General features: G+C 60.8%; 19 protein-coding genes. 10 read left to right on the forward strand and 9 right to left on the reverse strand.

Features of this window, described 5'->3' with window-relative positions:
• The first annotated feature begins 8 nt into the window (after positions 1-8).
• Positions 9-1,223: a 6-phosphofructokinase gene (locus GM668_RS03595; protein WP_155437510.1), complete on the forward strand. Its 1,215-nt coding sequence runs from the start codon at positions 9-11 to the stop codon at positions 1,221-1,223.
• 9 nt (positions 1,224-1,232) lie between these two features.
• Here the strand turns inward: GM668_RS03595 and GM668_RS03600 are convergent, their stop codons facing one another.
• Genes GM668_RS03600 through purM form a run of 5 tightly spaced genes read right to left on the reverse strand, consistent with a single transcriptional unit; the run spans position 1,233 to position 4,766 of the window.
• On the reverse strand, positions 1,233-1,985 hold the full coding sequence (locus GM668_RS03600; RefSeq protein ID WP_155437511.1) for a hypothetical protein: 753 nt from the start codon (positions 1,983-1,985) through the stop codon (positions 1,233-1,235).
• A 16-nt stretch (positions 1,986-2,001) separates the two neighbouring features.
• On the reverse strand, positions 2,002-2,784 hold the full coding sequence (locus tag GM668_RS03605) for a type 2 periplasmic-binding domain-containing protein (RefSeq protein WP_155437512.1): 783 nt from the start codon (positions 2,782-2,784) through the stop codon (positions 2,002-2,004).
• A 20-nt stretch (positions 2,785-2,804) separates the two neighbouring features.
• Positions 2,805-3,239 carry a type VII toxin-antitoxin system HepT family RNase toxin gene (gene hepT, locus GM668_RS03610; RefSeq protein WP_155437513.1) on the reverse strand — a complete coding sequence of 145 codons (435 nt, stop codon included), beginning with the start codon at positions 3,237-3,239 and terminating at the stop codon, positions 2,805-2,807.
• Positions 3,217-3,675 carry a type VII toxin-antitoxin system MntA family adenylyltransferase antitoxin gene (gene mntA / locus GM668_RS03615; protein ID WP_229498876.1) on the reverse strand — a complete coding sequence of 153 codons (459 nt, stop codon included), beginning with the start codon at positions 3,673-3,675 and terminating at the stop codon, positions 3,217-3,219. The genes hepT and mntA overlap by 23 nt, the downstream gene beginning before the upstream one ends.
• Positions 3,676-3,722: 47 nt before the next feature.
• The gene (purM, locus tag GM668_RS03620; RefSeq protein WP_155437514.1) at positions 3,723-4,766 is read right to left on the reverse strand and encodes a phosphoribosylformylglycinamidine cyclo-ligase; all 1,044 of its coding nucleotides are present in this window, start codon (positions 4,764-4,766) and stop codon (positions 3,723-3,725) included.
• Positions 4,767-4,914: 148 nt separating this feature from the next.
• On the opposite strand from purM, the gene GM668_RS03625 reads away from it, so the two are divergent.
• From GM668_RS03625 to panB, 8 genes are all read left to right on the forward strand, one after another.
• Positions 4,915-5,997 (forward strand): AI-2E family transporter, encoded by a 1,083-nt coding sequence (locus tag GM668_RS03625; protein WP_155437515.1) that lies wholly within the window; start codon positions 4,915-4,917, stop codon positions 5,995-5,997.
• A 33-nt stretch (positions 5,998-6,030) separates the two neighbouring features.
• Complete coding sequence (gene hda, locus GM668_RS03630) at positions 6,031-6,699, forward strand: DnaA regulatory inactivator Hda (protein WP_155437516.1); 669 nt, start codon at positions 6,031-6,033, stop codon at positions 6,697-6,699.
• Positions 6,699-7,370 (forward strand): histidinol-phosphatase, encoded by a 672-nt coding sequence (locus GM668_RS03635; RefSeq protein WP_155437789.1) that lies wholly within the window; start codon positions 6,699-6,701, stop codon positions 7,368-7,370. Before hda ends, GM668_RS03635 begins: the two co-directional genes overlap by 1 nt.
• Positions 7,363-8,760: a polynucleotide adenylyltransferase PcnB gene (pcnB, locus tag GM668_RS03640; protein WP_155437517.1), complete on the forward strand. Its 1,398-nt coding sequence runs from the start codon at positions 7,363-7,365 to the stop codon at positions 8,758-8,760. The genes GM668_RS03635 and pcnB overlap by 8 nt, the downstream gene beginning before the upstream one ends.
• Positions 8,750-9,247, forward strand: a complete 498-nt coding sequence (gene folK, locus GM668_RS03645) for a 2-amino-4-hydroxy-6-hydroxymethyldihydropteridine diphosphokinase (protein WP_155437518.1) — start codon at positions 8,750-8,752, stop codon at positions 9,245-9,247. The genes pcnB and folK overlap by 11 nt, the downstream gene beginning before the upstream one ends.
• Positions 9,244-9,624, forward strand: coding sequence for a 50S ribosome-binding protein YggL (locus GM668_RS03650; protein ID WP_155437519.1), 381 nt, complete (start codon positions 9,244-9,246; stop codon positions 9,622-9,624). Before folK ends, GM668_RS03650 begins: the two co-directional genes overlap by 4 nt.
• Before the next feature lie 78 nt (positions 9,625-9,702).
• Positions 9,703-10,050 carry a DMT family protein gene (locus GM668_RS03655; RefSeq protein WP_155437520.1) on the forward strand — a complete coding sequence of 116 codons (348 nt, stop codon included), beginning with the start codon at positions 9,703-9,705 and terminating at the stop codon, positions 10,048-10,050.
• A 101-nt stretch (positions 10,051-10,151) separates the two neighbouring features.
• Positions 10,152-11,033 (forward strand): 3-methyl-2-oxobutanoate hydroxymethyltransferase, encoded by an 882-nt coding sequence (panB, locus tag GM668_RS03660; protein WP_211923339.1) that lies wholly within the window; start codon positions 10,152-10,154, stop codon positions 11,031-11,033.
• Positions 11,034-11,077: 44 nt separating this feature from the next.
• Here panB and GM668_RS03665 read toward each other — a convergent pair whose 3' ends face one another.
• From GM668_RS03665 to GM668_RS03680, 4 genes are all read right to left on the reverse strand, one after another.
• Positions 11,078-12,565: an aldehyde dehydrogenase gene (locus GM668_RS03665; RefSeq protein ID WP_155437522.1), complete on the reverse strand. Its 1,488-nt coding sequence runs from the start codon at positions 12,563-12,565 to the stop codon at positions 11,078-11,080.
• Positions 12,566-12,575: 10 nt separating this feature from the next.
• On the reverse strand, positions 12,576-13,958 hold the full coding sequence (locus GM668_RS03670; RefSeq protein WP_155437523.1) for an aspartate aminotransferase family protein: 1,383 nt from the start codon (positions 13,956-13,958) through the stop codon (positions 12,576-12,578).
• A 12-nt stretch (positions 13,959-13,970) separates the two neighbouring features.
• The gene (locus tag GM668_RS03675) at positions 13,971-15,341 is read right to left on the reverse strand and encodes a glutamine synthetase family protein (RefSeq protein ID WP_155437524.1); all 1,371 of its coding nucleotides are present in this window, start codon (positions 15,339-15,341) and stop codon (positions 13,971-13,973) included.
• A gap of 68 nt (positions 15,342-15,409) precedes the next feature.
• Positions 15,410-16,162, reverse strand: coding sequence for a gamma-glutamyl-gamma-aminobutyrate hydrolase family protein (locus GM668_RS03680; RefSeq protein ID WP_155437525.1), 753 nt, complete (start codon positions 16,160-16,162; stop codon positions 15,410-15,412).
• Positions 16,163-16,262: 100 nt separating this feature from the next.
• Between GM668_RS03680 and pdxR the strand changes: the two genes are divergently transcribed.
• A complete protein-coding gene (pdxR, locus tag GM668_RS03685; RefSeq protein ID WP_155437526.1) occupies positions 16,263-17,753 on the forward strand; it encodes a MocR-like pyridoxine biosynthesis transcription factor PdxR in 1,491 nt (496 codons plus the stop codon).
• Positions 17,754-17,810: the final 57 nt, after the last annotated feature.

Genomic DNA, 17,810 nt, shown 5'->3' on the forward strand with positions numbered 1-17,810 from the left:
AGATGTGCATGTCGTCTGGAAAAATTCTGGTGGCGCAGGGAGGCGGTCCGACCGCTGTCATCAACCAGTCGCTGGTGGGCGTGGTGCTGGAAGCGCGGCGCCACCGCCACGTGACCCGCGTGTATGGCGCGCTGCACGGCGTGCGCGGGATCATCAATGAAGACTTCGTCGACCTGACCCAGGAAACCAGCCATAACCTGGAACTGGTGGCGGCCACGCCCTCCTCCGCGCTGGGTTCCACCCGCGACAAGCCGGACGAAAAGTATTGCGCGCAAATTTTTGAAGTATTGCGCGCACACGAAATCGAACACTTCTTTTATATCGGCGGCAACGATTCGTCCGACACGGTGCGCATCGTCAGCCAGCAGGCGCAGGCCGCCGGTTATCCGCTGCGCTGCGTCCACATCCCCAAAACCATCGACAATGATTTGGTCGGCAATGACCATACGCCGGGCTTCCCGTCCGCCGCCCGTTTTGTCGCCCAGGCATTCGCGGGCGCCAACCTCGATAACGCATCGCTGCCGGGCGTCTACGTCGGTGTCGTCATGGGCCGCCACGCGGGCTTTTTAACGGCGGCTTCCGCGCTGGGCAAGAAATTCCCCGACGATGGCCCGCACTTGATTTATATGCCGGAGCGGGTCTTTGAACTGGAGCGTTTCCTGGCCGACGTGAAAGCCATGTATGCCAAACATGGGCGCTGCGTAATCGCCGTCTCGGAAGGTATCCACGATGCCTCCGGCGAGCCGATTGCCACCTTGCTGGCCAAGGAAGTGGAGCGCGATGCGCATGGCAACGTGCAACTGTCCGGCACGGGGGCGCTGGCGGATTTGCTGTGCGATGAAATCAAGGACAAGCTGGGCATCAAGCGCGTGCGCGGCGATACGTTTGGCTATTTGCAGCGCTCTTTTATTGGCTGCGTCTCCGACGTGGACCAGCGCGAAGCGCGCGAGGTGGGCGAAAAAGCCGTGCAATTTGCCATGTGGGGCGACCGTGATGGCTCCGTCGCCATCAAGCGCACCGGCTATTACTCCGTTGAATATACATTGCTGCCGCTGGAAACGGTGGCGGGCAAGACCCGCACCATGGACGATGCGTTCATCACGCCGGAAGGGACCGATGTGACGGATGCGTTCCGCCTGTACTTGCGGCCTTTGCTGGGATCGGGCATGCCGGATGCCTACCGCTTGCGGCCGGCGCCGGTGGCTAAGATCCTCAAGCCCTGAACGGGCAGGCTAATTGCGGGCAATACCGGCCTGCACGCGGTATTTCTCGATCAACCCTTCTTTCTTCATGTCTGCCAGCACCTGGCCCAGCTTCGGCGCCAGGTCGGCATGGCGCTTGTGCAAATGCGCATACACGTCGGCGCTGTCCATTAATGCCACTTTGCGGATCGGCGTATTGCGGAATTCCTCATTGGCCAGCACGGCATCGGCCACCATTTCCACGTCGACGTAAATATCGCTGCGTCCCACTTGCAGCTTGCGCATGCCCAGCAGCGCGCTGTTGGCAACCGTCAGGCGTTCTGGCGGCACCACTTGCGGCAACTGCACGCCGGGCAATGCGACGCCATTGCGGTATTCGACGCGGAAATCCGTCTGTTTCAGCGCTTGCCAGCCATTCCCCAGCGCCAGCGGACGCGCCGCGTAAGCCGAGAAGCGGATAGCAAAATGCGGCACCGGTACTTTCAGCAATTCAGGATGCAACTGGCTGTACTCGGCGATCCGGTTGATTTCGCCGTCGGATTCACCGCTGTCAGACACCAGGCTGGAACGTTTGGCGGGATAAGCGCGGTAATCGAGCCGGTACCCCAGGCGGCCCAGCGCCTCCGTGTAAATCAGCTTGAGCCACGGCCCGAACGTGCTGTGGATTTCCGCCGCGCCAGTCAATACCAGCACCGGCCGCGTATCGGCTTGCTCCTGCGCCCACGCTGGCCACGCGCCACACACCAGCCCTGCCGCAATGCATGCCGCCGTACGGATACGCATCCTGTTATTCCCCGCGCTAATATTTCGCCACACCTGCCTGGACCCGGTATTTTTCAATCAAGCCTTCCTTCTTCATGTCTGCCAGTACCTGGCCCAGTTTGACAGCCAGGCCGGCGTGGCGTTTGTTCAGGTGGACATACATGTCTGTCGTTTCGATCAGCGCCACCTTGCGGATGCCCGACCGGCGGAATTCTTCCTGCGCCAGCAGCGGCTCGATCAATACATCCACGTCGATGTAGACATCGCTGCGCCCGACTTGCAGCTTGCGCAGCCCCAACAGCGAATTATTCGCGGTGGACAGGCGGCCTGCTGGCACCAGTTGCCGCAAATGCTGTTCCGCGCGGTAGACGCCGCTGCGGTATTCCACGCGCAAAGGGGTATCTTTAAATGCCTGCCAGCCGCCCCGCAACTCCAACGGGCGGGTCGCATAAGCCACGAAGTTGAAGGAAAAATGCGATACCGGCACTTGCACCATTTCCGGATGCTGCAGCGCGTAACCGGCGGCCCGGTGCATTTCGCCATCAGCGCCGCCCGTATCGGACATGACACTGGAGCGCTTGGCAGGATAGGGCCGGTAGTCAAGCCGGTAGCCAAGGCGGCCCAGCGCATCCGTGTAGATCAGGGTCAGCCAGGGGCCGACCGCATTATAGGTTTCCTGGGAGCCGCCCAGCACCAGCACGGGACGCGTATCGGCCGGCGTGCCGCCCGCGGCGGCAGGCAACGCGGGCTGCGCCTGCCCGTGGCAAACGGGCGCCAGTGCAAACAGCGCTGCTGCAGCACATATCCTGTATCCAGCCATGTTCGCTCCCCGAACAGGTTTCAGCCGCCACGGTCCTTCGTCAGGATGGCCCGGCAAAACATCAGAAAATCATCCAGATGCGTTTCAATAATTGCCATGGTAATAGGCAGCTGCAGCGCCTGGTAGTCATGAACTGCAATATTGCGGTAGCCGACCATACGTTTCAGCACCTCTGCCAGCGGCGTGGCAATCCAGCCTCCTGCCGCCAACAGTGTAAAGACATCGCGGGAACTTTGCGGAACACCCAGCTTGTCGCGCCGTACCAGATGCTGCCCAACATCGAGGGCCGCGTCACAGGCGCGCTGGATATTCAAAATAGCCGCATCCTGGCGCGTCTGATCGATGGCAAACGTGGCAGGGTCCTTGGCATATTCTTCGCGCGCGCGGGCAACGCGACGTTCGATCGTTGCCACCTTATCGATGATAATGTCGTCACTGATGCGCTGTGCTGCCATACACACTTCCATCCTTTTGAATGTCCTGCATCAATCCCGCCCGCGCCTCATCCAATGCAGTTTTCTCACTGAGTACCATACATTCAAACTGCTCAGTGGATAAGCCGCTGCTCCACAAACGGCGGCCTGTCGTCACCACCTGGTATTGCATGACTGTCGAAGCACTGCGCAAATCCACCAGGTCGACATCACAGTCGAGCGTTGACGCCAGCCCCTGCCCGATATTCCATACTTGTGGCGGGTCCAGCCGCGCGCCCGGCAAGACTGCAAGGTCCAGGTCGCTGCCGCGGTTCGCCGTGCCCTGCGCATGGCTGCCAAATAAATAAATAGATGGCTTGCACGGACGGCAGTGCCGCTCGCAGCAAAGCCACGATTTCCTGTTCCGGCACTCGGTCCATAAAAAAGCTCCCAACAAGAAAAAAGCGGACAATGCCAAGGCATGGTCCGCTCTCAGGCATCACAGGCGCAAGCGCCTTGCCAACATTACACCACGATCGTCTGGTGCTCGCCATCCTGGCGTGCGCGGATTTTACCGATGCGGTACACGGTTTCACCGGCGGCTTTCAGCTGCGCTTCCGCCGCATCTGCGTTTTCAGCCGATACGATGACGGTCATGCCGATACCGCAGTTGAACACGCGGTGCATTTCCGCATCCGCCACGCCGCCGTGTTGCTGCAGCCACTGGAACAGCGGTGGCATGGTCCACGATTTGCCATCCAGTTCGCACGTCAGGTGCTCTTGCAGCACGCGTGGAATGTTTTCCACCAGGCCGCCGCCGGTGATGTGCACCAAACCTTTGACTTCCATCGAAGCCATCAGCGCCAGCAGCGGTTTCACGTAAATACGGGTTGGTTCCATCAGCACGTCAGCCAGCTTGCGGCCGTGGAAGTCGGCTTCCAGGTCTGGTTTTGCCACTTCGATAATCTTGCGTACCAGCGAATAACCGTTCGAGTGGGCGCCCGACGACGCCAGGCCCAGTACCACGTCGCCCGGAGCAATCTTGGTGCCGTCAATGATGTTGGCCTTTTCCACGACGCCGACCGCGAAACCGGCCAGGTCGTATTCACCGGCCGGGTACATGCTCGGCATTTCAGCGGTTTCACCACCGATCAGCGCGGCGCCGGCTTGTTCGCAACCCTGGGCGATGCCTTTGACCACGGCAGTCGCTTGTGGCACGTCCAGCTTGCCGCAGGCGAAGTAGTCGAGGAAGAACAGCGGCTCGGCGCCCTGCACCAGGATGTCGTTGACGCTCATGGCCACCAGGTCGATACCGACGGTGTCGTGGCGGTTCAGTTCAAATGCCAGTTTCAGCTTGGTGCCGACGCCGTCCGTGCCGGACACCAGGACTGGCTCCTTGTACTTCTTGCTGATCTCGAACATGGCGCCAAAGCCGCCAATGCCTGCCATCACGCCTTCGCGCATGGTGCGCTTGGCAAACGGCTTGATCGCATCAACTAAGGCGTCACCCGCGTCGATATCGACGCCGGCGTCACGGTAGGACAAGGAAACATTAGAAGTTTGGCTCATGGTGTATTTCGCAGCGGAGGCGGTAAAATAGAAGGCGGTGGCCGCTTCTAACGCTTTTGACATTAGCAACGGCAAGACCGCTATTCTATCAAAATGCCTGCTCATCGACTGTGCAATCACCCATTTTTAGCCAAAAATCCCCATCCCCATGCCTTTTCCCCTCTCGGTAGAACAGAAGCAGACGGTATTCTGGGTGGCGGTTTGGGGCGCATTCTGGCTGCTTTTACTGGCGCTCGGGCCGATTTTGACGCCTTTTTTAGCGGCAGCCATCATTGCCTATGCATTAAATCCCGGCGTCGACCGGCTGGAACGCGTGCGGCTGGGACGAGTCGGCGTGCCCCGCGCGCTGGCGGTCGTGATTGTCGTCGTGCTGTTCCTGGCCACCATCATGGCGCTGGGCCTGATCGTGGCGCCCGTGCTGCAGCGTGAAATTCCCCTGCTGCAGGCGCAAATTCCCGCCTTCATGGCCAAGGCCAATGACACGCTGGGTCCGCGCCTGCGCGAAATGGGCATCAACGTGCCCACCGACAGCGCCGGTATCAAAGAGTTAATGACACAGCAACTGGCGTCGTCCGGCGATGAAATCTGGCGTTCGCTGCTGACGTGGGGCCGCGCCGGCGGCACCGCTGTGCTGGGCTGGCTGTTTATTGTGCTGCTGGTGCCCGTGCTGCTGTTTTACCTGCTGCTGGACTGGCACAAGGTGATTGCCCGCATTGCCGACTGCGTGCCGCGCCGCTATATCGGCCGCACCATCGCCATGGCGGAAGAAGTCGACTCGCTGCTGGCGCAATACCTGCGCGGCCAGTTGCTGGTGATGCTGGTGCTGGCCGTGTATTACTCGGTGTCGCTGATGATTGCCGGTTTTGACGTGGCGCTGCCGGTCGGCATCCTGACCGGCTTGCTGGTGTTTATTCCCTACCTGGGCTTCGGCCTGGGCCTGGTGCTGGCGCTGATTGCCGCCGTGCTGCAATTTACCGACTGGAGCGGCTTGATTGCCGTGGCCATCATTTACGGCTCAGGACAAGTCATCGAAGGCTTTTTCCTGACGCCGCGCCTGGTGGGCGAGCGCATCGGCTTGAATCCTTTGGCCGTGATTTTCGCATTATTGGCGTTTGGACAACTGTTTGGCTTCGTCGGCGTACTGCTGGCGCTGCCCGCTTCCGCCATCCTGATGGTGGCTTTCAAGCACTTGCGCCGCCACTACCTGTCTTCCAGCTTTTATAATGCGTAGTGTGATGAAGAATACGACGCAAGGGCAAAGGCAATGAAACAACTGGTGCTGGATTTAGGCGCCGAGCCGGTGCTCACCCTCGATTCTTTCGAAGTGGGACAAAATGCGGAAGTCGCGGCGCTGATGCGCCAGTTCGAAGACCGCACGTCGCGCGAGCATTTCGCCTATATCTGGGGCGACATGGGCGCCGGCAAGAGCCACTTGCTGCGTGCATTGGGCGCGGCCGACCGCGCCCGCTACATCTCGCCGTTTTCCATTGAATCGGAATTCGTCTATTCGCCGGACATCGACCTGTACCTGCTCGATGACTGTGAAAAGCTGTCGCCGCTGGCGCAGATCGACGCATTCGCGCTGTTCAATGAAATCCGCGCCAATAACGCCTTCATGGTGTGCAGCGGGGCCGTCGCGCCGGCCGTGCTGCCTGTCCGTGAAGACTTGCGGACCCGCATGGGCTGGGGTCTGATCTACCGTTTGCACAGCCTGACGGACGATGAAAAGATTGCCGCTTTGACCACAGCGGCGGCGGCCCGGGGATTGACGCTGTCGGCCGGCGTGTTACCCTATTTGCTTTCCCATTACCGGCGTGACATGAGTTCACTGTCTGAAATGCTGGATGCGCTGGACCGCTATTCCCTCGAAACCCAACGCCCGATTACCCTGCCGCTGCTGCGCGAGTGGCTGCAGGAACAAGCTGAAAAATGATGAAACTCGCCCTGTTTGACCTCGACCACACCCTGCTGCCGATTGATTCCGATTTCGAATGGGGACAATTCCTGTGCCGCATCGGCGCCGTCGATGCGCAAGAATTCGCCCGCCGCAATGAAGGCTTTTTCGCCCAATACCAGGCCGGCACCCTGGATCCGGTCGAATACCTGGAATTTTCGCTGGGTACCCTGGCCAGCTTCCCGCGCGCCAAGCTCGATGACATGCAGGCGCAATTCATGCGCGAAGTGATTACCCCGGCGATCCGCCCTGCCGCGAAAGCGCTGCTGCAACAGCACCTGGACGCGGGCGACCTGGTGGCCATCGTGACGGCCACCAACCACTTCGTGACGAAACCGATTGCCGATGCGCTGGGCGTGGAGCACTTGATTGCCGCCATGCCGGAAACCACGGCGGACGGCACGATCACGGGCAAGCTGCTGGGCACGCCGACGCAAGGCGCCGGCAAAGTCACCCACACCAAAGCGTGGCTGGAAAAGCTGGGCAAGCGCCTGGAAGACTTTGAAAGCTCGCATTTCTACAGCGATTCGCACAACGACATTCCGCTGATGTCGGTGGTGACGCATCCGGTTGCCTGCAACCCGAACGCCGCCCTGACCAGCCACGCCGCCGCACAAGGCTGGCCTACCATCCATTTGTTCAATGATTAAGAAACTGATCCGCAAAATCCTTGGTGTCAAAGGCAAGGAAGCTTCGCGCGGCCCTGTGATCCTGGGCCCGCAACAGCATGGCATCGACCCGAAGCTGCTGTCGAATAACGCCGTGCGCGTCACCAGCACCCTGCAGGAAGCGGGTTTCCAAGCCTTCGTGGTTGGCGGCGCCGTGCGCGACCTGCTGCTGGGCGTGAAGCCGAAAGACTTCGACATCGCCACCAACGCCACGCCGGAACAAGTCAAGCGCCTGTTCCGCCGTGCGTTCATCATCGGCAAACGGTTCCAGATCGTGCACGTGATGTTTGGCCAGGATTTGCTGGAAGTGACGACCTTCCGCGGTCCTGCCGTCGATAACGCGCCGAAAGATGAACACGGCCGCGTGCTGCGCGATAACACTTTCGGCACGCAGGCGGAAGACGCGGAACGCCGCGACTTCACCGTCAACGCCATGTATTACAACCCGGCCACGCAGGAAGTGCTGGATTACCATGGCGGGATCGAAGACATCCGCGCCAAGACCTTGCGCATCATTGGCGTGCCGGAAGCACGCTACCGCGAAGATCCGGTACGCATGCTGCGCGTAGTGCGCTTTGCCGCCAAGCTGCAATTCACGATCGAGCCACACACGGCCGCGCCGATCCGCGTGATGGCGCCGCTGATCAACAACGTGCCGGCGGCGCGCGTGTTCGATGAGATGCTGAAGTTGCTGATGTCGGGCCAGGCGCTGGCCTGCCTGCAGCAATTGCGCAAGGAAGGCTTGCACCACGGCCTGCTGCCGCTGCTGGACGTTGTCCTGGAACAGCCGCTGGGCTTCAAGTTCGTCACCCTGGCGCTCGACTCCACCGACCGCCGCATCCATGCTGGCAAGACCGTATCGCCGGGCTTCCTGTTTGCGTCCTTGCTGTGGCACCAGGTGCTGGAAAAGTGGAACGCGTATCTGGCTGCGGGCGAGTTCCCTATCCCTGCCCTGCACCAGGCAGCGGACGACGTGCTGGATTCGCAAACGGAAAAACTGGCCTTGCAGCGCAAGATTGGTTCCGACATGCGCGACATCTGGGCCATGCAGCCGCGCTTCGAGCGCCGTACCGGCAAAAACCCGTACAAGCTGCTGGAACACACGCGCTTCCGCGCCGGCTACGACTTCCTGCTGCTGCGCTGCGCGTCCGGCGAAATCGATGCGGAACTGGGCCAGTGGTGGACCGCATTCTACGAGGGCGACGAGACTGTGCGCGAAAACCTGGTTGCCGGCCTGCACACGCAATCGCATGGCGGTGGCGGCGGCGCCAAACGCAAACGCCCGCCGCGCCGTGGCCCGCGCAACCGTGACCGGGAAGGCGGTAACGACAGCCGCAGCGACAGCGCACCAGTACATTCCGATGGCGAGTGACCGCATGGCGGTGATTGCTTACATCGGCATCGGCGCCAACCTGGGCGATGCGCGCGCCAATGTGCTCGACGCGGTCGAGCGCTTAAAACGGGCGCCCGGCTGCGTGGTGACGGCCGTCTCCAGCCTGTACCACACGGCGCCCATCGATTCGTCCGGCGACGATTACATCAATGCGGTGGCCTGCGTCGACACGACGCTGGACGCGCACGCGCTGCTGCAAACCCTGCACGATATCGAGCAAGCCCATGGCCGCGAGCGCCCGTACCGCAATGCGCCGCGCACGCTGGACCTGGACTTGCTGCTGTTTGGGCAAGAGCAGATCGCGTCGCCCACGCTGACCGTACCGCACCCGCGCATGTGCGACCGCGCCTTCGTGCTGGTGCCGCTGCTGGAAATCGCTCCCGATATCCACATTCCAGGCCGCGCCGCTGCGCGCTGTTTTGCATCATCTGTCCAAGACCAGGCCATCACCAAGGAGACTGTATGACCACCCTGCGCCAACCATCGCAGCGCCGCCTGCGCAACACCAACAACCGCCAGCAAAAGAAACTGCACCTGGGCGACTATAAACAGCTGCGCGGCGACATCTCCGTGCGCTTCAAGCACGTGCTGGACAGCGCGGCCTTTGAAGCGTGGCTGGGCGCGTGGATCGAGTGGGTCGAAGCGAACCACCTGTACGTGGCCTGCTTCGGCGGCGGCCAGCCTTTTGCCGCTACCGACGGCATGCTGATTGGCGAAAAATCGCTGACGCAGGAACAGCTCGACGCTGCAGTGGCATGGCTGAAAGGCCGTCCGGAAGTGGCGGAAGTCACGCAAGCGGTGCTGCGCGATGCAACGTACGACGAGTTCAAGTCCGTCGAGTAATTCCTTCAGTAACACCATTCCGTATCCCAAACGGAGACTATCGTCTCTATTTGGGATACACCTCACCCCGACATTCCCATGAACATCCCCGTCCTCCTGCAAACGGCCGGCCTGCTGATCCTGTCCAACATCTTCATGACTGTAGCCTGGTACGGCCACCTGAAAAGCCTGAACAACAAGGCATGGTATATCGCGGCCATCGTCAGCTGGGGCATTGCGCTGTTTGAATACCTGCTGCAAGTCCCGGCCAACCGCATCGGCTATACGCAGTTTTCGCTGGCCCAGCTGAAAATCATGCAGGAAGCCATCACCCTCGCCGTGTTCGTGCCGTTTGCCATGATTTACATGGGCCAGCCATTTAAAACCGACTATATCTGGGCGGCCTTGTGCCTGATCGGCGCCGTCTACTTCATTTTCCGCAACTAATTGCAAATAAGAAACTTCGAGGCCGCGCTCAGAAAAGAATGACCGTTCAGAGTTAGAATACGCGGTCCGCGGTCCGCCGCGATCTTTACTCGAGGAACACCATGTCTGGTTATTTGCAAGGAAATGAGATGGCCGCCAGCACCCCTGCCCCGGCCGCAGGCACGACTCCCGCACCGGCAAAACCGGTTGCCAGCAAAGCCGTGACGGTGCCAGCGCTGAATGCGCGCCGCGCCGCTGGCGACAAGATCACCATGATGACGTGCTACGACGCCAGCTTCGCATCGCTGATGGATAGCTGCGGCGTGGAAGTCTTGCTGATCGGCGACTCGCTGGGCATGGTCTGCAATGGCCTCGACTCCACCTTGCCGGTCACCCTGGATGAAGTGGCCTACCACACCCGCGCCGTAGCCCGTGGCAACAAGTCGGCGCTGGTGCTGGCCGATATGCCATTCGGCACTTACGCCACCCGCGAAGATGCGTTCGACAATGCCGTCAAACTGATGCAGGCCGGCGCGCACATGGTGAAAATCGAAGGCGGCGCATGGCTGGCTGATACCGTGCGCTTCCTGACGGAGCGTTCGATCCCTGTCTGCGCCCACCTGGGTTTGACGCCGCAATCCGTGCACCAGCTGGGCGGCTACAAGGTGCAGGGCAAGACGACGGAAAGCGCGGAGCTGTTGAAATCCGATGCGCTGAAATTGCAGCAAGCCGGCGCCGCGCTGCTGGTGCTGGAAGCCATTCCTACTGCACTGGGCAAGGAAGTCACGGACTTGCTGGCCATTCCCACCATCGGCATTGGCGCCGGCCCGGATTGCTCCGGCCAGGTGCTGGTGATGCACGATGCGCTGGGCGTATTCCCGGGCCGTAAGGCGCGCTTCGTGCGCAATTTCATGGAAGGCCAGACCAGCATTGGCGCTGCGGTCACTGCCTACGTGACGGCGGTGAAGGATGGCAGTTTCCCGGCACTGGAACACTGCTTCTGATGGAAAGGCGGGCCGCAATGGCCCGCCCGCTTTTTCCTCAGCTATTAGCCGACCTGAATCCAGGTCGTCTTCAACTCCGTGTACTTGTCAAACGCATGCAGCGACTTGTCGCGGCCATTGCCTGACTGTTTATAGCCGCCGAATGGCACCGTGATGTCGTCGCCATCGTACTGGTTCACGTGCACCGTGCCGGCCCGCAAGGCGCGCGATACCTGGATGGCTTTACTCAGGTTCGCAGTCCATACGGCTGCATGCAAACCATATGGCGTCGCATTGGCCTGCCTGACCGCTTCGTGCACGTCGTTGAACGTCAGCACGGACAGCACGGGACCAAAGATTTCTTCCTGCGCGATGCGCATGTTCTGGCTGACCTGGTCAAACAAGGTTGGCGCCACATAATAGCCGCCCGTCTCCATGCGCACGCGTTCACCACCCGCCAGCAGGCGCGCCCCCTCGGACTTGCCGGACTCGATATAACCCAGCACCGTGTTCATTTGCTGGTCATCGACCAGCGCGCCCATTTCCGTGGCGCTATCCAGCGGGTCGCCCGGCATGTGCGACGGAATCAGCTTCAACGCTTTTTCAATGAACGCATCGCGGATGCTTTCTTCGACAAACAGGCGTGATGGCGCGTTGCAGCTTTCGCCCTGGTTGAAATAGATCGAACCGATGGCTGCCGATACGGCCGCATCCAGGTCCGGGCAATCGGCGCATACGATGTTGGCGGACTTGCCGCCCAATTCCGTCCACGCCCGCTTCAAATTCGACTGCCCCGCCATCTGCATGATCAGCTTGCCCGTGCGGGTGGAGCCGGTAAATCCGATCGTGTCGACATCCATGTGCAATGCCAGCGCGCTGCCCGCTTCATTGCCAAAGCCGGGCACCACGTTAAACACTCCCGCAGGAATGCCTGCTTCCAGCGCCAGCTCGGCCAGCCGCATCGACGTCAACGGCGCTTTCTCTGACGGCTTCAGCACCACGCTGTTACCAGCCGCCAGCGCCGGGCCTATCTTCCATGCCGCCATCAGCATCGGGTAATTCCACGGGATGATGGCGCCCACCACGCCGACCGGTTCGCGCGTCACCAGCGCCAGCGAATTGGCGGCGGTCGGTGCGATTTCATCGTAAATCTTGTCGATCGCTTCGCCATACCAGCGTATGCAATTGGCGGCCAGCGCCACGTCCACGCTCTGGCTGTATTTGATCGGCTTGCCCATGTCGAGCGTTTCCAGCAGCGCCAGTTCTTCCTGGTGCTGCACCATTAAATCGGCAAAGCGGATCAACGTGCGCTTGCGCTGTGCGGGCGCCACACTGGCCCAGCGGCCATCATCAAATGCCGCGCGGGCTGCCGCCACTGCCGCATCCACGTCGGCGCTGCCACAGCGCGCCACTTCGGCCAGCTTGCGTCCATCGATGGGCGACGTCTTGTCAAAGCGCTGCTCGTTGCGCGGCCACACGCGCTGGCCGCCGATCAACGCGCGGCCATCAATTTTCAAATGGGCGGCGCGGTCGTGCCAGTTAATGATTGTCATGTCTTCTCCTTTACAGCCAGCCGCGCTGTTTGACTTCTTCCAGCGTCAAATCCAGCGCGTGACGGATCAATCCCACCATTTCATCGATTTGCGCATGCGTCATCACCAGTGGCGGGGCAATGATCATGCGGTCGCCCACGGCGCGCATGATGACGCCATTGTTGAACATGTGCGCGCGGCACACCATGCCCACCGCCAAATCGGCATCAAACGCAACCTGCTGGTGCACGTTTTCCGCTTTGCGTTTTACGAGGTTCAAGCCGGCGACAAAGCCGCTGGTTTCCGCCACGCCCACCAGCGGGTGGTCCGCCAGTGCAGTAAATTTTTGCTTTAAATACGCACCCGTTTCACCGGCCACCCGGCCCACCAGGTTTTCCGATTCAATGATACGCAAGTTTTCCAGCGCTGCCGCGCACGCGACCGGGTGGCCTGAATACGTAAAGCCATGGTTGAATTCACCGCCCTGCCGTATCAGCACGTCGGCCACGCGGTCGGACACCATGACGCCGCCCAGCGGGATATAACCGGACGTCACGCCTTTTGCAAAAGTGATCAAGTCCGGCTTATACGGTTCAGATGCGAACCAGCGGCCCAGGCGGCCAAAGCCGGTAATCACTTCATCGGCAATCAGCAAGATGCCGTACTTGTCGCAAATGCGGCGGATTTCCGGCCAATAGGTATCGGGAGGAATGACGACGCCGCCCGCGCCCTGCACGGGCTCCGCGATAAACGCGGCCACCTTGTCCGCGCCCACGTCGAGGATCTTCTTTTCCAGCCATGACGCGGCCTGCACGCCGAATTCTTCGCGCGTCATGCCGGCGCCAGACTCATAGTAATTCGGCTGGCCGATATGAACGATGCCGGGGATCGGCAAACCACCCTGCTCGTGCATGCCGCTCATGCCGCCCAGTGACGCACCCGCCATCGTGCTGCCGTGATATGCGTTGTGGCGGCTGATGATGACGTGGCGGTCGGGATAACCCAATAAATCCCAATAGCGGCGCACCATGCGCACGTTGGTGTCGTTGGCTTCGGAGCCGGAACCCGTAAAGAACACGTGCTTGAACCCTGGCGGCGCCAGTTGCGACAGGCGGTGCGCCAGGTTCACTGCCGGCACGGTCGTCGTATTGAAGAAGCTGTTATAGAACGGCAGCGTATCGATTTGCTCGCTGATGGCTTTCGTCATCGTCGAGCGGCCATAGCCAATCGCCACGCACCACAGGCCGGACATCCCATCCAATACCTTGTTGCCTTCCGAGTCCCACAAATAAATGCCTTCGCCCCGCACCATGACGCGCACGCCTTTTTCGCCGAGCGCCTTGTGGTCGGTGAACGGGTGCAGGTAGTGCGCATGGTCGAGTTCACGCAGGGTATGAGTGTCATGCGTTGTCATGGTCCTCTCCTTTTACACATGCAGCAGCAGGTGCTCGCGCTCCCACGGGCTGATCACAGTCATGAATTCCTGGTACTCCAGGTCCTTGATGGCGGCATAGACATCGATGAAGCGGTCGCCCAGTACGTGGCGCAATTTGTCTTCACGCCGCAGCAGCATCAACGCTTCCGACAGGCTTTGCGGCAATTCATAGCGCTGTTCGTAGGCGCTGCCGGTGGTGGCCGCATTCGGCTCCAGCTGTTCCGTCATGCCCAGGTAACCACATGCCAGCGTCACGGCCAGCGCCAGGTACGGATTCGCATCGGCGCCGATGATGCGGTTTTCCACCCGCCGGTCTTGCACACCGGATTCCGGCACGCGGAAACCCACGGTGCGGTTATCGACGCCCCATTGGATATTGATGGGAGCAGCCGTATGCCGCACCAGCCGGCGGTAGGAATTCACGTACGGCGCCACGATGGCCAGCGCGTGCGGCATATAGCGCTGCAGGCCGCCAATGTAATGCTTGAATAGCGGCGAAGGCGAACCATCTTCATTGCTGAAAATATTCTTGCCTGTGTTCGCGTCCACCACGCTCTGGTGCACGTGCATGGCCGATCCCGGCTCGCCTGCCATCGGCTTGGCCATGAACGTCGCATACATATCGTGCTTCAGCGCCGCTTCACGCAAGGTGCGCTTGAAGAAAAATACCTTGTCTGCCAGGCTCAGTGGCTCGCCATGCAGGAAGTTGATTTCCATCTGGCCCGCGCCGATTTCGTGAATCAAGGTATCGACGTCGAGGCCCATCAAATCGCAGTAATCGTAGATATCTTCGAACAGCGGATCGAATTCATTGACGGCATCGATGCTGTACACCTGGCGCGAGGTTTCCGCCCTGCCGCTGCGGCCGATCGGCGCCTTTAACGGCAAGTCTGGATCCGCATTTTTCGCCGTCAGGTAAAACTCGAGTTCCGGCGCCACCACGGGCTTCCAGCCTTTATCCGCATACAGTTTCAGCACGCGCCGCAGCACGGTGCGCGGTGCGAAGTCCACCAGCTTGCCGTCCGCAAAATAGCAGTCGTGGATCACTTGCGCCGTGGGGTCGGTCGCCCACGGCACCATCGTAATGGTGGTGGGGTCGGCCCGTAAAATCATGTCGCGGTCCGTCGAAGAAATCGCGCGGTCGTAAGCATCGTCTTCCGTTGGGTAATTGCCTGTCACTGTCATGCCCAGCACGGCTTCCGGAATACGCATGCCGCGGTCTTGCGTGAACTTCCCGCGCGGCAGAATTTTGCCGCGCGCAACGCCCGTCAAGTCGGGTACCAGGCATTCAATTTCCGTGACCCTGTTTTCATTGAGCCACGCATCCATATCGGTATAAGTAAAGTTTTCGCGTATCGCCATGTTGTTCTCTCAAATAGTTGTGAAGATTCCAGCCAACAGGGCTGGAACACCGCTGTTCGAGAGAAGCGCTAAGGGATACGGTCGCGGTGCGCGCGGCAGGCGTCGCCAAAAGCGGTGAACAGCCGCATCGAAACGGGGTTGCTGGCCACTTGCCATTCCGGGTGCCATTGCACAGCCAGCGCAAAACGCGCATCGATGACGGAGTACGCTTCGACCAGCCCATCTTCCGCCACGGCTTCAATCTGCAAGCCTGGCGCCAGTTCATCTATGCCCTGGCCATGCAGGGAATTGACGTTAATTTCGCTCTGGCCTTGTAATAAACGCGCCAGCATACCGCCTGCCTGCAATACGACCTTGTGCGCCGCTGCATATTGCACGTCCAGCGCTTCGCCTTTGCTTTCACGGTGGTCATTCATGCCCGGCACGTCGTGCACGGCCTGATGCAAAGTGCCGCCCAGCGCCACATTGACTTCCTGGAAGCCGCGGCAAATCGCCATCAGCGGTACACCCCTTTTCAGCGCAGCGCGGATAAGCGGCAACGTGGTGGCATCGCGCGCCCGATCTTGCGGCAACGATGGATCGCGCACATCCTGCCCATACAGGCTGGCATGCACATTCGATGGCGACCCGGTCAGCATGACGCCATCGGCCATGTCCAGCAGCGCATCGATATCCAGTGCTTCACCCAGCGCCGGAACGATCACCGGCGTGCAGGCTGCGCCCTTTACGACGGCGTCCACATACTTGTGCTGCGCCGCGTAATAAGGGTGCAGGCCAATCTGATGGCTGCACGATGGAACGAGAACGATGGGATGGCGCATGGGTGGCTTCTTTGACGTTGTTTAACCAGCTGGTTCCATCATATGCCTGTTTTGGTATGATGGCGAGCGCCACTTTTTACAAATCGATAGAACCACTTTTATGACGCCCGTCTCGGAAATGCTGGCCGCCATGCTGGCGCAAGCGGACTTCCACGCGCGCCTGCCGCGCCAGCGCCGCCTGTATGAAGCGGCCAAAGCAGCGATTTACCAGAACCGGCTGGCGGCAGGCAGCAAGCTGCCGTCCAGCCGCGATCTGGCTGCCGACCTGGGGATCGCGCGCAATACCGTGATTGCCGCGTTTGAGCAGTTGGCGGCGGAAGGTTATGTCGTCAGCGCAGCGGGCAGTGGCACCTATGTCGCCAACGTCAAAGCCATGGCGCCCGCACATGATGCGGGTGCGGAACCGGCGGACATCCGTATGCTGCCGCCTGCCATGCTGTCCCGCCGCGGCGCTGAATTGACGCAATTTGCCGCCGGCGCCCGCTATGAAATCCAGCCGTTCGCACCGGGCGATCCGGATTTCTCGTCGTTCCCCGTCAAGCAGTGGCAGCGCCTGCAAAACCGCGTGTGGCGTGAAGGACGCGCTGATTTGCTCGACTATGGACAGTCCGGCGGCTACCTGCCGCTGCGCCAGGCCATCACGGAATACTTGCGGCTGTCGCGCTCCGTCAGCGTGTCGGTGGACCAGGTGCTGATTACCTCCGGCACCCAGCAATCGCTGGACTTGTGCGCCCAGTTGCTGGCCGATGCCGGCGATACCGCGTGGGTGGAAGACCCGTGCTACTGGGGCGCCCGCCGCGTGTTCCAGGCGCGCGACCTGCACCTGCATCCGGTAACCGTCGATGAAGATGGCATGGCGCTTGATGCGGATGACCTGGCGACAGTGCCGCGGCTGATATACGTGACGCCGTCGCACCAGTACCCGACCGGCGCTGTCATGAGCCTGGCCCGCCGCCGCGCGTTGCTGGAAGCGGCCGCGCGCAAGAATGCGTGGATACTGGAAGACGATTACGACAGCGAATTCCGTTACAGCGGCCGCCCCCTCGCTTCGCTGCAAGGGCTCGATGGCGGCAACCGCGTCGTCTATATGGGCACGTTTTCCAAGGTGCTGTATCCGGGCATTAAGGTCGGCTACCTGGTAGCGCCGCCGGCACTGGTGGAACCGTTCAAAAGCGCGCTGTATGACTTGCAGCGTCCCGGCCAAATGATGGTGCAGGCGACACTGGCGGACTTTATCGCGCTGGGCCACTTCACGACCCACGTGCGCAAATTGCGGCAAATTTATGGTGCGCGGCGCGAACTGTTGCGGCGCACATTGCAAAAGCATCTGGGCAGGCACGCTGGCGAGCTGGCCACCATCAGCCGCCAGGAATCCGGCCTGCACCTGGTGGTGGAATTGCCGGATTGGGCCGACGACGCCGCCCTGCACGCACTGGCGCGGGAAGCCGGACTGGCCGTCAATGCACTCTCGGCATATTACCTGGCGCCGCCCGTGCGCAAAGGACTGCTGGCTGGCTACGCTTACGTAACGGAAGAAAAAATCAAACGGTATGGCAAAGTGCTGGCTACGCTGATCCGGGATAACCTGTGAGTGGCACCATCAACTATTCGCCGGTGGACCTGTCGGCAACCGGGCGGCAGCGCTAGT

The organism is Pseudoduganella ginsengisoli (genome assembly GCF_009720865.1).
In the GTDB taxonomy this organism is placed as follows: domain Bacteria; phylum Pseudomonadota; class Gammaproteobacteria; order Burkholderiales; family Burkholderiaceae_D; genus Rugamonas; species Rugamonas ginsengisoli.